17 protein-coding genes and 1 riboswitch are annotated in these 15,918 nt (G+C 34.6%); of the genes, 4 read left to right on the plus strand and 13 right to left on the minus strand.

Annotation, left to right across the window (positions count from 1 at the left end):
* Positions 1-143 precede the first annotated feature (143 nt).
* The 3 genes from ebpS to ACFCT9_RS03045 all read right to left on the minus strand — a co-directional run bounded on the left by ebpS (position 144) and on the right by ACFCT9_RS03045 (position 4,345).
* Positions 144-1,745: an elastin-binding protein EbpS gene (ebpS, locus tag ACFCT9_RS03035; RefSeq protein WP_412520738.1), complete on the minus strand. Its 1,602-nt coding sequence runs from the start codon at positions 1,743-1,745 to the stop codon at positions 144-146.
* A gap of 267 nt (positions 1,746-2,012) precedes the next feature.
* Positions 2,013-3,389 carry a RecQ family ATP-dependent DNA helicase gene (locus ACFCT9_RS03040; RefSeq protein WP_412520740.1) on the minus strand — a complete coding sequence of 459 codons (1,377 nt, stop codon included), beginning with the start codon at positions 3,387-3,389 and terminating at the stop codon, positions 2,013-2,015.
* Complete coding sequence (locus ACFCT9_RS03045; RefSeq protein ID WP_412521610.1) at positions 3,389-4,345, minus strand: helix-turn-helix domain-containing protein; 957 nt, start codon at positions 4,343-4,345, stop codon at positions 3,389-3,391. The genes ACFCT9_RS03040 and ACFCT9_RS03045 overlap by 1 nt, the downstream gene beginning before the upstream one ends.
* 98 nt (positions 4,346-4,443) lie before the next feature.
* Between ACFCT9_RS03045 and ACFCT9_RS03050 the strand changes: the two genes are divergently transcribed.
* A complete protein-coding gene (locus tag ACFCT9_RS03050; protein WP_105992744.1) occupies positions 4,444-4,692 on the plus strand; it encodes a ferredoxin in 249 nt (82 codons plus the stop codon).
* Positions 4,693-4,804: 112 nt separating this feature from the next.
* On the opposite strand, the gene ACFCT9_RS03055 is transcribed toward ACFCT9_RS03050, so the two are convergent.
* The 6 genes from ACFCT9_RS03055 to ACFCT9_RS03080 all read right to left on the minus strand — a co-directional run bounded on the left by ACFCT9_RS03055 (position 4,805) and on the right by ACFCT9_RS03080 (position 10,449).
* The gene (locus tag ACFCT9_RS03055; RefSeq protein WP_412520743.1) at positions 4,805-5,353 is read right to left on the minus strand and encodes an ECF transporter S component; all 549 of its coding nucleotides are present in this window, start codon (positions 5,351-5,353) and stop codon (positions 4,805-4,807) included.
* 60 nt (positions 5,354-5,413) lie between these two features.
* Positions 5,414-5,549, minus strand: a riboswitch (FMN riboswitch).
* Between the two features lie 123 nt (positions 5,550-5,672).
* The gene (locus tag ACFCT9_RS03060) at positions 5,673-7,430 is read right to left on the minus strand and encodes an ATP-binding protein (RefSeq protein WP_412521611.1); all 1,758 of its coding nucleotides are present in this window, start codon (positions 7,428-7,430) and stop codon (positions 5,673-5,675) included.
* On the minus strand, positions 7,414-8,136 hold the full coding sequence (locus ACFCT9_RS03065; RefSeq protein ID WP_412520745.1) for a response regulator: 723 nt from the start codon (positions 8,134-8,136) through the stop codon (positions 7,414-7,416). Before ACFCT9_RS03065 ends, ACFCT9_RS03060 begins: the two co-directional genes overlap by 17 nt.
* 316 nt (positions 8,137-8,452) lie before the next feature.
* Positions 8,453-9,187, minus strand: coding sequence for a pseudouridine synthase (locus ACFCT9_RS03070; protein ID WP_023015179.1), 735 nt, complete (start codon positions 9,185-9,187; stop codon positions 8,453-8,455).
* A complete protein-coding gene (gene scpB, locus ACFCT9_RS03075) occupies positions 9,180-9,728 on the minus strand; it encodes an SMC-Scp complex subunit ScpB (protein ID WP_412520747.1) in 549 nt (182 codons plus the stop codon). The genes ACFCT9_RS03070 and scpB overlap by 8 nt, the downstream gene beginning before the upstream one ends.
* Positions 9,718-10,449 carry a segregation and condensation protein A gene (locus tag ACFCT9_RS03080; RefSeq protein ID WP_412520749.1) on the minus strand — a complete coding sequence of 244 codons (732 nt, stop codon included), beginning with the start codon at positions 10,447-10,449 and terminating at the stop codon, positions 9,718-9,720. The genes scpB and ACFCT9_RS03080 overlap by 11 nt, the downstream gene beginning before the upstream one ends.
* A 103-nt stretch (positions 10,450-10,552) precedes the next feature.
* Here ACFCT9_RS03080 and ACFCT9_RS03085 point away from each other — a divergent pair, with 103 nt between their 5' ends.
* Positions 10,553-11,065, plus strand: coding sequence for a DUF309 domain-containing protein (locus ACFCT9_RS03085; protein WP_412520751.1), 513 nt, complete (start codon positions 10,553-10,555; stop codon positions 11,063-11,065).
* A 23-nt stretch (positions 11,066-11,088) separates the two neighbouring features.
* On the opposite strand, the gene xerD is transcribed toward ACFCT9_RS03085, so the two are convergent.
* From xerD to ACFCT9_RS03100, 3 genes are all read right to left on the minus strand, one after another.
* Positions 11,089-11,988 (minus strand): site-specific tyrosine recombinase XerD, encoded by a 900-nt coding sequence (xerD, locus tag ACFCT9_RS03090; protein WP_412520753.1) that lies wholly within the window; start codon positions 11,986-11,988, stop codon positions 11,089-11,091.
* Positions 11,989-12,010: 22 nt separating this feature from the next.
* Positions 12,011-12,463 carry a Fur family transcriptional regulator gene (locus ACFCT9_RS03095; protein ID WP_002480997.1) on the minus strand — a complete coding sequence of 151 codons (453 nt, stop codon included), beginning with the start codon at positions 12,461-12,463 and terminating at the stop codon, positions 12,011-12,013.
* A gap of 105 nt (positions 12,464-12,568) precedes the next feature.
* On the minus strand, positions 12,569-13,111 hold the full coding sequence (locus tag ACFCT9_RS03100) for an NUDIX hydrolase (RefSeq protein WP_412520756.1): 543 nt from the start codon (positions 13,109-13,111) through the stop codon (positions 12,569-12,571).
* A gap of 85 nt (positions 13,112-13,196) precedes the next feature.
* Between ACFCT9_RS03100 and ACFCT9_RS03105 the strand changes: the two genes are divergently transcribed.
* Positions 13,197-14,105: an aldo/keto reductase gene (locus tag ACFCT9_RS03105; protein ID WP_412520758.1), complete on the plus strand. Its 909-nt coding sequence runs from the start codon at positions 13,197-13,199 to the stop codon at positions 14,103-14,105.
* Between the two features lie 101 nt (positions 14,106-14,206).
* Here ACFCT9_RS03105 and ACFCT9_RS03110 read toward each other — a convergent pair whose 3' ends face one another.
* On the minus strand, positions 14,207-14,956 hold the full coding sequence (locus tag ACFCT9_RS03110) for an SDR family NAD(P)-dependent oxidoreductase (RefSeq protein WP_412521612.1): 750 nt from the start codon (positions 14,954-14,956) through the stop codon (positions 14,207-14,209).
* Between the two features lie 144 nt (positions 14,957-15,100).
* Between ACFCT9_RS03110 and proC the strand changes: the two genes are divergently transcribed.
* Positions 15,101-15,910 carry a pyrroline-5-carboxylate reductase gene (gene proC / locus ACFCT9_RS03115; protein ID WP_412520760.1) on the plus strand — a complete coding sequence of 270 codons (810 nt, stop codon included), beginning with the start codon at positions 15,101-15,103 and terminating at the stop codon, positions 15,908-15,910.
* The last annotated feature ends 8 nt before the right edge of the window (positions 15,911-15,918 follow it).

Here is a 15,918-nt window from a genome sequence, read left to right on the forward strand (position 1 = left end):
CTCCTTCTTCACACCCCTAATATTATATCAGTCATACAAATTTTTAAAAGATATTCATCTTGTTTCTTTTATTAAGACTAAATGAATGTACCAATTTTGATATAAAAAAACCTCACTACATTGTTGTAGTGAGGCTAGAATTATTATCTTGGAATGACTAATTGTTGGCCATTTGAGATATTATTATTGCTTAAACCATTCGCACGTTTGATTTTCTCAACATTTTCAGGTGTACCTTCACCATAGTACTGGATTGCGATTCTGTATAAGTTTTCTTTACCATATACTGTATGCGATTGAGTGCCTTGGTTAGGTTGTTGCTGTGCTTGTTGATTTTGATTGTATTGATTATTTTGTTGTGCTTGTTGGTTTTGATTATATTGACCATTTTGGTTTTGTGCAGCGTTTTGCTGTTGATCATAAGCATTTTGTTGTTGATCTTGTGCTTGTGATTCATCAGTAGCTTCTGAATCTGATGCGGCATGTTGTTTAGATTTATCTTGTTTAGCTTTATCAGATTTTTTATCTTTTTCTTTTTCAGCTGCTTTTTTGTCATCTTTTTTATCTTTCGCTGCGTCTTTATCTTTATCAGATTTTTGTGCAACTTTATTGTCATCTTGCGCTTTATGACTGCCTTGTTCAGTTAATGCTAAACCTGCAAAAATAGCAATCGCTGCAATCAGTAATAGACCTAACAATAAAGGTAATAGTTTTTTCAAACCGCCTTTTTTCTTTTTAGGAGGTTCTTCGCCATTGCCGTTACCGCCATTACCTGATCCGCCGTTTCCGGCACCACCGTTTCCAGAACCTGCGTGAGCTGATTTGCTTGCAGCTGCTCCTCCAGCAACACCGGCTGCGCCAGCAGCTGCAGCTTTTTTGCCAGAATTATCTTTTTTAGGTTTTTCTTGCGCTTTAGATTTTTCTTCAGGTTTTGATTCTTCAGCTTTTTTCTTATCCGAATGCTTTTGCGCTGCTTTTCCAGCAGCAGCACCGCCAGCAACACCAGCAGCTCCAGCAGCAGCGGCTTTTTTGCCAGTGTTATCTTTTTTAGCTGTTTCTTTTTCTTTAGGTTGTTCGCTAGCTTTAGTTTCTTCTTGAGCTTTTGGCTCTTCAGCTTTTTTCTTGTCCGAATGCTTTTGCGCTGCTTTTCCAGCAGCTGCTCCCCCAGCAACACCGGCTGCACCAGCAGCAGCGGCTTTTTTGCCAGTGTTATCTTTTTTAACTGTTTCTTTTTCTTTAGGTTGTTCTTCAGATTTTTGTGTCTGTTTATCAGAAGTTGTTGGTGTTTCTTTTTTAGTTTCTGTGTCTTTATTAACTGCTTTAGCTTCATCGGCTTTTTCGTGATTCTTTTCTAAATCTTTGCCGATAATGCCCCCGCCGACACTGCCAGCTGCAGCTCCTGCGGCTTTTTTCTTGCCGTTTTGTTGGCCTTTAACAGTTTCAGAAATATGACCTTTTGACTCTTTTTCAGCCGGTTTTTCTTCTTGTTTATGTAAGTCATTTGGCTTTTCTGAATTTTCTTCACGTTGATGCGTTGCAGTAGAACGTCTTCTTTGACGTCTTTTGTGTGCATTTCTTGGTGGGAAATGTTGTTCCTGCGTTTCTTTTTTTGGTTCTTCTTGATGATTTTGTTCAGTGTCAACGGATTCGTCTAAATGCTCAGACTTTTTATGAGATGGTTTAGGATCGATTGATTGACGGTTGCGTTCGAAATCATCTTTGAAATTGTTGTTTGACAACGTCATCATCCTTTCTTTATTAAAAATATTTTATTTACATATTTAGTGTTCATACCCTAAATGAAGCGGTTTAAAAACACAGCTTGTAAGTTAATTATAACTTGCAATACATACTAAGCAAAGAGAATTATACCCTATCTGCAACTTGTTTTTCAAAATAAAGTATTCATTTATCTACGTTGTTATTATTTTATATGCATATCACAAAGCAACTCTATCATCCAGAGTACTTATTCACTAACCATAACATTAAATCTAAGTGAATGATTAATATTAAGTAAATATTTGGTTTAATTTTTCTAAATAATCCATTTTCCTAGCAACTTTCTTTTTATTTAATACATTGATAGGTTGAATTGAATCATCATTATCACAACAAAATTGCGTTTGTGTAATGGTTTCACCAAAATATGACATTAAATAATGGCGACGGCATGTGGTTAAATTTTTATAACCCATCATAGTTAATAAGCCCTCTTTTTTACGTTGTTCTGAGATTGAGAAAATCTTTTTAATTTGTTGAATCGTATATCGTGTTGCTAAAACTTCAAGAATTTCTGTCTTTTGTTCTGGTAAAATTGCACCTTGATCAAATGCATCGATATCACCTTCTGTGATAATGTCCGCAAAAAGAATAGTTTCTAATAAGTAGTAATCATCTGGCTGATAAAGACTAATGGCTTGGCTCAGTTGTCCATCCCTACCTGCACGTCCGATTTCTTGAAGATAGCTTGAAGGACTGACTGGCAAGTGATAATGAATAACAGTACGTATATCAGGTTTATTGATTCCCATCCCAAACGCACTGGTTGCGACAATCATAGGTATTTTATTCTGAATAAATTGTTGCTGCACTGTTTGTCGTTCTTGATAAGACAAATCCCCATGGTATATTCCAGTCAGATAGCCTTCATCATAAATCATTTGCGCAAGTTCTCTACATTTTTTCTTAGATGATACATAAATGATCGTGGGCCCTGAATGCTCGATAAAAGATTTTAGCCATTCATTTTTATCCGCATTATTATCAAAGTTCATATGAGATAACATAATATTATCTCGGCTCATTTTAGTTTTTACGACTTGTAATTCTGTTTGTACAATATTTTCGATATCTTCTTTTAAATGTAATGGCGCAGTCGCAGTCAGGGCGAGTATTGTTGCATTTGGAAATTGTTTTGTGATTTTGCCGATTAAGGCATAATGTGGTCTGAAGTCATATCCCCACTCTGTAATACAGTGTGCTTCATCCAGGACAATCATTCCTAAATCTATAGATTGAATCCATTTGATATTATCTTGATGCAAGATAAATTCAGGACTTAAAAAGATGAACTTAGATGTTTTGAGTTGTTTTAAGTTTTTCATCTTTTCCTCATAACTCATGCCAGAGTGAATGTAACTGACAGAACGCTCTCCATTTTTTCGCATCTGCATCACTTGATCATCCATGAGTGAAATTAATGGTGAAATAATGAGGGTTGGTTTTTGTTTAATGTATGTGGGAAGTTGATAACATAAACTTTTACCACTGCCCGTCGGTAGAATACCCAAGGTATGTTGCTGATTCAAAACATTATTAATAATTGCTTCTTGCCCTTCTTTAAAGGCATCAAAGCCAAACCATTTTTTCAATGCATCTTTAAGCATCAAGCACCCTCCCTTGCTAATAGTACAATCGCCAGTTTAATTTCAAAATAACTCATATCTGGAAAAGCGGATTTAAAGTTTCTTAATCGTTCCTCTCGATGATTTATATAGAAGTTTTTGAAAGCATCGAGGTTGTCAGTATCTAAATAAAGACTATAATTCGTGAAATAACCTTTGATATACAATTCAATAATATGATCCTCAATCGTATTTACTTTTACCCCTTCTTTTTGCGCAATGGTTTCTAATGATAAACCATTTTTCGCCAACTTGAGTGTATCTTTTGAATTTAAAGAAAGTGAAGGCAAGATAATCATCTGATGCAGAATCGGGAATTGCACTTTATCCTCTAGAAAATGCATCATTTCAACTAAATCGTTCATTTTAATCGTTGCTAATTCAGACAATGTTAAATTTTCTATCAAACTGACTTGTTGATTCGTGTACATCACTTCATCGTATCCCTGTAAAAAATAATGTAATAAAGCGTATGGTTGAACTTGATTCAACAACTCAAACAGTTGATAGACTTCAGATTTGAATGCATCCAAGCATTGTTGTTGTTCAAGTTTATAATAAATATGTTTTACTCGCTTTTGTACTTTACTGATTTCTGAAACGGGTATAAAAGAAAGCGTGTGATGTTGTTTAAATGAAATCGTTTGAATTAATAACTGAAGCACTTGAAAAGTTTGCTGCATGCTTTCAAAGGTGTATCTCGTTGAAATCTTTAAAGGAATAGATGATTGATTCTCATGATTATCGTGTGAGATTCGTTCGAATGACGTATATTTTAAATGAGGTTGACTGTGATATAATGATAAAAGTTGTTGGCTACATGCATCAAAGTATGTTTGATGCGTTTTAGCACCAATCAGTATATTGTAGATACTTTTGTCAGTTTTATAATGAAATGCATGCGTTTTTATGTATTGAATGATTTCGTTCAAATTCATCATCACCTATGACTTATAGTATTGAAAAAAGATAAACTGGTGTTAAAATATAAATTACGTTATCAGTGTAGCATTTTTAAAGAAGGAGGCGAAGTAAATTGGCTAAATATACGATTGTAGATATGGATACATGCATTGCTTGCGGCGCATGCGGTGCTGCAGCACCTGACATTTATGATTATGATGATGAAGGGATTGCATATGTTATCTTAGATGACAATGAAGGAACAACACCTGTTCCAGAAGAACTTTATGAAGACTTAGAAGATGCAGACGAAGGTTGCCCAACAGATTCTATTAAAATTGCAGATGAACCGTTCGATGGTGATGCATTAAAATTCGAATAGTATCAATCGTGAGACCAGTTGGCTGTCTTCGCTTAACATAGATTGATAAAACGAGACAGAAAATGTCTTAAAAAAAGCCCCCGGAAAAATCCGGGGGTTTCTTCGTTCTATTTTAATAGCGTAATGCTTTCTTTAAGCGTTTATAAAGTAATAAGAAGACAATTGAAACGATAATCCCTTTAATAATATTAAACGGTATAATACCTGAAACAATAATTACTTTTAAGTTCGTCATTACATCACTTAAATTCATAATCATACCGTAAAGTGGTAATAAGACAAAATAGTTTAAAATACTTAATACTAATGTCATGACAAGCGTACCTACGATAAGACCAACGATGATGTTGAAACGATTTTTAACAACTTTGCTTACATAATAAGCAGTTAATAATAAACTGACTGCTGCGACAAAGTTTGCTACAGGTCCAATGGGATCACCCATATTGAATAAGAAATTCAATATGTTTTTAATCAATTCGACAATGATACCCGCGATAGGACCAAAAATAAATGTTGCTAATAAAGCTGGTACATCACTGAAATCTAATGTTAAGTATGGAGGCAAAAATGGTAAAGGAAATTTGATAAACATCAAAATAAACGCAATTGCACTCAACATACTTATGACGATAAGTCGTTTGTTGGTTTGTTGATTCATAAAGACTCCTTCCATTCATCTTACGTGAATAGGAGGATTTCATTGCACAACAAATAAACCCTCCATCTTCTCCCATCCAGACTATACTGTCGGCTCTAGATTCTCACTAGATCAGCCATATTTATCAACAGATAAATACAGGTCGCAGGCTTAAATTACTGCCGGTTGGGAATTGCACCCGACCCCGAAGATGAATTACATTATTATTTTATTTTCCAATCTATTGTAGCCGATTTATGATAAAAATTCAATCTGATTGCTTAACTCGGAGAAAGTTATCGAAAATAAAAAACCTTGGACATATGCCCAAGGTTAATAATTATGCTTCATGTTGATGTGGTTTTGGTAATTTAATAATGAACGTTGTACCTTTACCAAGTTCGCTCGTTAAATTAATGGTACCGTCTTGTGCTTCAATAATCATTCGGCTGATGAATAGCCCGAGTCCTGTGCCCTCTTTACCACGTTTTCTAGAAGCATCTACTTTATAGAAGCGGTCAAACACCAATTCTACATGTTCAGGAGCGATACCGCTGCCTGTATCTGTGATATATAAAATATCATAGTTTTCATCTTCATCAGTAGTAATTGTTATAGAATCACCCGGACTCGTATATCTAGTCGCGTTATCCACTAGATTTGTAAGGACTTGTTCCATTCTATCTGAGTCATAGAACCATAATTGATTGTGCGTCTCTGGTGCGAGTTCGATATCAATTTCTAATTCACTTGCTTGCTGACGATATTTCAGCTGCATACGTTCAAGCAATTGACTGATGGGTTGAACTTCTTTATGAATCGATAAACCTTCAGCATCCATTCTGGCCACATTTAAGAGCTCGTTGACTAAACGGTTTAAACGTTGTGTTTCATCTAACACAATAGATAAAGAATCCCTGATTTCCTCCGGCTCAGTCACGACGCCATCAATAATGGATTCTGTATAACCTTGAAGTAAAGCAATCGGTGTTCTTAATTCATGTGAAACTGTCGCAATAAAGTCTTTTTTCATTTGATCAAGTTTATGTTCGTTTGTCATGTCACGAATGATAGCGACAATACCGCTGCTGCCGTTTGGTTGGAATCGTTCGATATAACTCATAATCACAACGTAATAACGGTGATTGACTTCGTATTCTTCAAATTGCGTTTCTTTATCAGTGAAAGTGTGATTCATTTGTTCAACGAATAATGCTTTGTTTTCACCATCTAACTCATTTTCCATTTTTTGTGCAAGTTGGTTAGATAAAATGATTTCTCTGTCTTCGTTGATACCTAAAACGCCTTCCACCATTGAATTGATTAAACTCTCTCTAATGTTTTTAGAGGCTGAGATTTCATCAACATGGCGTTGGATTTCATTGCTCATTAGGTTGAAAGAATGAGCGAGTTCACCGATTTCATCTTTGGTGTGAATATCATTGACTAAAGTGTAATTTCCTTCTGAAACACTTGTCGCTTGTGTTCGGAGTTGGCGAAGCGGTTTTGTGATTCTTGATGATAAGAAGAACGCAAAAACCGTTGTCATAATTAGGAAAATGATTGCTGTAACAAGGATAATAATAGTAATTACATTATTCGTATCATCTATGCTTTTTAAATCCTGATAAATAAAGACAGCGCCATTTTGGTGATTATGATCCACTTTCGTTGGATAACCCACTAAAACATAAGTGTGCTTTTGACCATCAACTGTCATTTTGATATGTTCAGATGTCTTTTGTTTATTTTCAAATACTTGAGCGAAGGATTTATCTTTTTGAATGACATCCATCATTTGTTCTTTAAATTTAGAATGCGAGTTATAATATTCATCCTTTTTATTCTTCATAATTATCAAACCGCTCGGGCCTTCGATAAGCATCTTACTGTGTTTGATAGCTAATGATTTATTATCTGATTCCTCTAGTAAGTTGCTGATACGATGCGCATCATTGACTAAAGATTGTTCAGTATCTTGCGTATAATATTGTTGGATGAATGTAATTAATGCGGCACTAAGTAAAATTAAAACTGTCGTTACTATTAAAATAATAGTTAACCACAGTTTTATGACGACATTATTGAGTCGTTTCATCATTGTTGTCGACCTCAAATTTATAACCCACGCCCCATACAGTTTGAATCATTTGTGCTGCATTTTTTGAGACACGGTTTAATTTTTCTCTGAGTCGTTTTACATGAGTATCTACAGTACGCAAGTCTCCATAGAACTCATAATGCCAAACATCTTTTAATAATTGTTCACGGTCGAATACTTTATTAGGCGTTTTCGCTAAGAAAATTAATAATTCGTATTCTTTCGGTGTTAAGTTGACTTGCGTACCATCCGCAAGGACACGGTGCGCATCATTATCAATGACCAAATGCTTAAATTCTATTAAATCTCTTGCATGTGGTTCATTTTGATCAGAAGTTGCTGTGAGTGTACGACGTAATAATGCTTTAACTCTTAGTACAACTTCTCTAGGAGAGAAAGGTTTGACGATATAATCATCTGCACCTGATTCAAATCCTTCTACACGATTTGTTTCTTCCCCTTTTGCAGTGAGCATAATAATTGGAGTCTCTTTGTACTCTCTTAAACGGTTTGCAACTTCAATTCCATCGATTTCGGGAAGCATCAGGTCTAACAAGATACAAGCATAGTCATGATTTAAAGCTAAGTCCAATGCTTCTTTGCCGTCTCGAGCTTCTTCGATATCAAAAGATTCTCTTTCTAAATATAATTTTAAAAGTCTGCGAATTCTTTCTTCATCATCAACGACAAGAATTTTTGTCATAATTTTATGTACCTCCCATATGAGCATTCAACAATAGTTGTCCAATAAGAAGACAGACAAATTCTGCTACATCATAACTTTTATACATCATCTGTTATTGATAAAATATCTGTCTTAACTTTCTCGGATTTAATAAATTGAGTATCGTCTTCATAATTATAATTTATATAAACTTGGTAAAAATGGACGATTTTTCACTACAAAGCATATTATAACATAAGCATATATCAACAAGTTAATTGTAACCTTATGAATAAAAATAGATTAACATAATTTGTACATAATTTCACAAAGTTTTATGCGTTTCTTATGCTTTTTATCCATTTGCGGCTAAATTACGAAGCTTTTTCACTTCATGCGGTGTTAATACACGACCTTCTCCAGCATTCAGCCCTTTCAATGTTAAACCACCCATTTCAATACGAGTCAGTTTTGTTACTTCATGGCCGAAATGTTCAAACATACGACGGACTTGACGGTTTCTGCCTTCTGAAATCGTAATTTCTACTAATGTTGTATTTTTTTCTTTGTCTTGGTTTTTAATTTTTACTTCTGCAGGATGTGTTTTACCATCTTCTAATTGAATTCCTTTTTCGAGTTGTTTCACTTCATCACGCATTAAGTAACCTTTTAGTTTAGCCACATATTTCTTTTTAATTTTATAACGAGGATGCGTCATTAAATTTGTAAACTCACCATCATTCGTTAAAATTAGTAAACCAGAAGTATCGTAGTCTAAACGACCTACGGGATAGATGCGTGTTTCTAAATCCTCAAAATAGTCTGTGACAACTGTTCTGCCGCGGTCATCAGATACACTTGTGATTACTTGTGCAGGTTTATAGAAAAGAATATATAGTTTATCTTCTTGTTCTAACTTAACACCTTCAACTTCTACATTATCCGAAGGTTTTACTTTTGTCCCTAATTCAGTAACGGTCTCCCCGTTAACTTTAACTTTTCCTTCAGTAATGAGTGTTTCTGCTTTTCTTCTTGACGTATAACCGCTATTTGCGATGCGCTTTTGCAATCTCTCTAATTCTTTACTCATTTTGATCTCCTTTTTGATTAATTAAATTATTGAAGAATGATTCGATTTCTTCTTCCTCTTCTTCAGTCGTTGGTAATTCATCTATATTTTTCATTCCGAATACATTTAAGAATAGTGGTGTTGTATATAATTGTTGACTTCTTGAATTGTCTTCATCTTTGGCTTCAATCAAACCACGTGCAATCAGTGTTTTGGCAGCGCCATCAGAATTAATCCCGCGAATGATTTCAATATCACTTCTTGTGACAGGTTGGTTATATGCGATAATAGATAAGACTTCCATGGCTGCTTGAGATAATTTCATCTTAGATTGCTGATTAACCAGTTGTTCAATATAATCCGCTAACGCTTGTTTGGTTGTTAATACTAATGTCGTACCATATTGGTGAATCATTAAACCAGGAGATTCATATGCTTCCACCAAATCAAGCAATGCTTCTTCTGAAATATCTAGTATGTCTTGCAGTTGTGTTATTTCTAACCCTTCATCTCCTGCTGTATATAATAAGCCTTCTAATATGCCGATTTGCTTAAGCGCCATAATTTACACCTCGCGTTATATTAATGTCAGCGAATTCTTTATCTTGCGTGATTTGAATAATGCCTGATTTAGACAATTCTAAAATTGCTAGAAAATGTGTGACGACGTGTTCAGTCGTTTCTTTGAAAGTGAATAAACTGAAGAAATTAAACGATGCAGCTTTTGCTAAACGTTCAGACACTTGTGTTGATGCTTGTTCAATCGTGAAAGTTTCTTTTTGAATCGTCACTTGTCTTGGTGTATCAAAAGAAGCGCGTGTCTTAATGCGTTGATATGCCATGATTAATTCAGTTAAATCAATTGTGTGATTTTCATCCCATAATTCTGCTGATTCTAAATGACTTAAGTCAGTTGGGTGTTTACTATAATATTGTTCCCTCTGAACCTTCATTTCATTTAGAAATTCCGTATATTCTTTGTAGTTTTGATATTCTATTAATCTTCCCACTAAATCTTCACGCGGGTCATTCAATTCCTCATTGTCGAGATCTGGTTGTTGCGGCAATAACATTTTGCTTTTAATCATCAGCAACTCAGATGCTACAACAAGATACTCACTTGCAATATTAATTTCTAATTGTTTCATCGCATGAATATAATTCATATATTGTTCGGTTAAAGCTTTCATGGGAATATCATAAATATCAATTTCGTACTTATGTATTAAGTGTAACAATAAATCAAGCGGCCCATTAAAAGCATCTAATTTAACTTCGTACATCCATTTGTATCTCCTTTAATTGCAAGTCGTATTACTCATTCAGTACAATATTATAACACGAATCATAAAAAGAAATAAAAGAGAAACAAGGAGCGCTTATCAGATGAAACAAGCACTAATCGAATTTTACTATCAATTCCACACTAAACAGCATTATTTTTTGTGTCACGATATTTTAGAAGATGCTTGGAAAGCACAAGCACACTTCACCAAACAAGATGCTGTTGTGAGTTTGATTTTGTGTGCGACAGGATGCTATCACTATAGACGCGCGAATTATAAAGGTGCACATACGTTATTTAAGCGTGCATATCGTGTTGCACATATAAATGAAGCATTTTTATCACAGTTAGGTTTAAAAAGTAACGCATACCTTCAACAATTAAAAGATTTAATTCAAGAAACACAGGTGCAATTACCTTTTAAACCATTCGCGTTACAACTCATGTCATCAATGGAAGAAGAGATTGAACAGACATACCTAGATTATGAGATGATGCATCACGTAAATCGACTGCCCTATATCTGTGACCACCATTTATTAAGAGATCGTCATGCAGTAGAACAAGCACGACAAGAAGCATTAAAACAAAATCGTTTAAAACATGAAAAATAGTGCATGAACCAAATGATCATGGCTCATGCACGTGGATGGAATTCGTTGTACATTTTTCTGATTTGAGATTTTGAAACATGTGTATAAAGTTGTGTGGTTGAAATATCAGAATGTCCCAACATCTCTTGTACGGCTCTTAAATCTGCCCCATTTTCAAGGAGATGTGTCGCAAATGAATGACGCAATGAATGGGGAGTTAACTTTTTAGAAATATTGGCTTGCACCCCATATTGCTTAATTAACTTCCAAATGCCTTGTCGTGATAAAGGTTTGCCATGCATATTTAAAAAGAGTACGTCAGTCACTGTATTTTTTAATAATTGAGGTCGAACGGTTTCGATATACTTCTTCAAATAATCAATGACCGTTTCACCTAAAGGAATAATACGTTCTTTGCTTCCTTTACCAAATACGCGCACAAAGCCCATAATCAGATTGACATCTTCTACTCTGACATGAATTAACTCTGTCACACGCATTCCTGTTGCATAAAGCAACTCTAAGATGGTTCTGTCGCGATAGCCGTTGTTTTTGCTTAAATTCGGTGTTTCCAATAAGGCTAAAACATCATCGACATCTAACACATCTGGCAATCTGCGTTCGTATTTAGGTGTTTCAATTAATACTGTCGGATCTTTTGCGGCATAACGTTCTCGTAACGCAAATTGATGGAAGCTTCGCACTGTAGAAATAAAACGTGCAATCGATTTTGCGGAATGGCCATCATCGTGTAAATAACCTAAGCATTGTTGAATGGTTTCTCTATCGATAAAATCAATATGTTTCACCTTTTTCAATTCTAAATATGCTTTATACTTATTTAAGTCACGACGATATGCACCTATTGTATTAACGCTTAATCCTTTTTCAATTTGGATGAACTTTAAATATTCTTCAATGATATTTTGAAAATTCGTTTCCAATCCGTTCACCTTCTAACCTAAACTAACTCTCTTTTTTCTTTTGTTGGCATTCACGACAGATACCATGAAATGTCAATCGGTGGTCTAAAATTTTGAAATGAAATTCAGATTCAACTCTTTCTTCGACTTTCGGTAGTAAGTCCTCAACAATTTCTTCAACTTTACCGCATTCCATACAAACAAGATGGTGATGGAAATGTTTTTCTCCCTCTTTTTTCAAGTCGAAACGTGAAACGCCATCGCCAAAGTTGATTTTATCGACGATTTTAAGTTCAGCAAGCAATTCTAATGTACGATAAACTGTTGCTAAACCGATTTCCGGTGCTTTGTCTTTTACTTTTAAATAGACATCTTCTGCACTAAGATGATCTTCTTCATTTTCAATCAGCACTCTTAATGTTGCTTCACGTTGTGGAGTTAATTTGTAGGATGATTTTTGTAATTGTTGCTTCACGCGTTTTAAACGTTCTTCCACGGAAGCCTCACTCCTCTACTAATAATTATTATCATTTTAATGTAACTTAATGACTCATCTATAAATTACCAGTATTTGAGGCAAATTGCAACACATTCTCATTTGTTATTTAGAATGATTATAATGTGATAATACGTGTTGTAAGGCAATTAAAGTTTTAGCATCTTCGATTTTATGATTTTGTACTAAATCACTGATTTCATCAAGGCTTAACTCCACTTGTTCTACAAATTCATCTGGGTCTAAATGTACCTCACCTTGTTCTAAATCGTCCGTAAAATAGATAGCGATTTTCTCATTTGCAAAGCCAGGTGAAGTATAGATGTCAGCAATTAACTCTAAATGCTTTGCTTTATAGCCTGTTTCTTCTTCTAATTCACGCAGTGCTGCAGACTTGGGTTCTTCCCCTTTTTCTAATTTGCCAGCAGGGATTTCTAATAATACCTGTTCAATCGGCTTACGATATTGTTTGACGAATACTACTTTATTTTCTTTTGTTAACGCACATACCGCAACAGCACCTGTATGATTGACAATTTCACGTTTTGAAGTCTTGCCATTAGGTAATTGTACTTCATCTACATCTACTTCAATAATTTTACCTTTGTAGATTGATTGTTTATTTATTGTTTTCTCTGTTAAATCCATTTAAATCACGTTCCTTTTAACTATTATGAAATACTGATAAACTAGCAGTGTTAGACAATTAAAGTGTATCGAAAGGAGTCACAACATGCAAAAGAATGTTTTGAATAGCGGTTTAGAGATTTCTGAATTAGGTTTAGGGTGCATGAGTCTTGGCACAGAAAAGAAACATGCACAAGCTATTATCGAACGTGCCATTGAATTAGGAATTACTTATTTTGATACAGCAGATATGTATGATAAAGGCATCAATGAGAAGTTAGTAGGAGAAATTTTAAAACCGTATCAAAACTCAGAAGATATTGTTATCGGAACAAAAGTCGGTAACCACCTTCAACCAGATGGTACGACATTTTGGGATCCTTCTAAGAAACACATCAAAGAAAGTGTCAAACAATCACTCAAAAATTTAGGTGTTGATCAAATTGATTTATACCAATTACATGGCGGAACGATTGAAGATCCATTAGATGAAACAATCAGCGCATTTGATGAGCTGAAACAAGAAGGTTTAATTCGTGCCTATGGTATTTCATCTATTAGACCGAATGTCATCAAATATTATTTAGAACATAGCCAAATTGATACTTGGATGGCACAATACAACTTAATTGATAATCGCCCTGAAGATTTGATTCAACAAGCGCATCAAAAAGGTGTCAAAATGCTTGCGCGTGGTCCGTTATTTAAAGGATTATTAACAGCAAAAAGTAACGATGCTTTAGATCAAAAATTCTCTGAAGGTATTTTCGATTATAGCTATCATGAACTAGGCAGTACTGTCGCATCACTTAAAGAAATTGAAAACAATTTGTCAGTATTAACATTCAATTATTTATTAACGCAAGATGTATTAGGTTCAATCGTGGCAGGTGCAAGCAGTGTTGAACAACTTGAAGAAAATGTTAAAAATTATCGAACACATGTAGATTTAACACGTCTGCACGCCGCAAAAGAACGCGTTAAAAACTTACATTATACAAATCATTTGAACTAATCCTTTTCAAAATAAATCAAACAGACTAAATAAGACTTATCATATACACAATGAAACGATGTTACCGCTTAAGTTATTGTGTGCATATGATAAGTCTTTTTTTAACTTTTATTATTGAATAATTGTGGTGCTATTTTCTCAATAGTTCTCGGTGACATTTGATACACTTTCAACAAGTGATATAACCATTTTGGTCGATTAACTTCTGCCTTCCCTTTTAACATAGCTGAGATGATATCTTTTGCGAGAATATTAGGGTCTAACATAAATTTGTCGACTTGTGCAGCATAATTTAAAGTCGGATCTGCTTTAGCATGAAATGGTGTGCGGATTGGCCCTGCATTGACCACAGTTACGTGATAATTTGGTTGTTCTAATCTCAATGTATTTAGGACTTGATTAAAGGCAGCTTTGCTTGCTGCGTAATGGCCACTTGCAGTTTGTGTAGAAAAAGCAGCTAAACTGCTAATGCCGACGATATAAGGCTGTTCAGAAAAGTAAGGTACGAGTTGTTGTAATAATAGATTAAAATGCATCACATTAATGGTATACGTCTCTATCATTTCTTGTTCAGTATGTTGAAGAACAGATTTAAAATGCCCTAATCCGGCACTATGAACAAAACCATCAATGGGTTTAGAAAATATGAGTTGATGAATTGTTGTCGCATCACTTAAATCACAATACTTAGAATCCAGTAAGTGTGCATTCACAGGAAAATGTGTTTCATTAAATTTTTGCATGTTTCTTACGAGTAACGTCACATGTGCCCCTTTTGCTAAAAGTTGTTGTGTGATGGCATAACCCAGTCCGCTGGTTCCTCCTGTGACGACAAAATGTTTTCCAATAATCTGTTGCATGTTGATCCTCCGCTTTCTGATTAAGTATGTATAGGCAAGATATCAGTGTTTTAAATTAACATTGTTGTGCAAAATGATTGATATTGCTATGATAAGTGTATCAATTATCAACATATGGGGAGTGCTATTCAAAATATGAAAATTGTATTCTATGGTTCAGGCAATATGGCCCATGCTATTTTTGCAGGAATTATTGCATCCGAAGTCATCGATCCTAATGACATCTATATCACAAACCGTTCAAATGAAGCGGTTTTAAAAGGATATGCTGATGAATTAGGCGTCAATTATAGTTATGATGATGCTGCTTTATTAGCAGATGCTGACTTTGTCTTTTTAGGAACGAAACCTTATGATTTTGAAACATTAGCTGATAGAATTCGTCCGTATATTACAGATAAAAATAGATTTATCTCTATCATGGCAGGTATCTCGATACAGTATATCAGAAAACAACTTGAACATGATAACCCAATTGCGCGTATTATGCCAAATACCAATGCACAAGTTGGACATTCAGTGACTGGTCTTAGTTTCTCTGATAATTATAAACAAGAGGATAAGAAACAAGTCATTGATATTGTACAAGCATTCGGATCTGAAATTGAAGTACAAGAAGATGCATTGCATCAAGTGACTGCAATTACTGGCAGCGGCCCTGCCTTTTTATATCATGTGTTTGAACAATATGTAGAAGCAGGTGTCAAACTAGGTTTAGATAAAGAAGAAGTTGAAGAATCTATTCGAAACTTAATCATTGGAACAGGAAAAATGATTGAACGTTCTGATTTAAGTATGGAACAATTAAGACAAAATGTAACTTCTAAAGGCGGAACAACACAAGCAGGTTTAGATGCATTAGCTAAACATGACATCGAAGGTATTTTCGAAGATTGCTTCAATGCTGCTGTAAAAAGAAGTAAAGAATTATCAAATGATGAATAAATAGTGGA

The organism is Staphylococcus simulans, assembly GCF_047037175.1.
GTDB lineage: Bacteria > Bacillota > Bacilli > Staphylococcales > Staphylococcaceae > Staphylococcus > Staphylococcus simulans_C.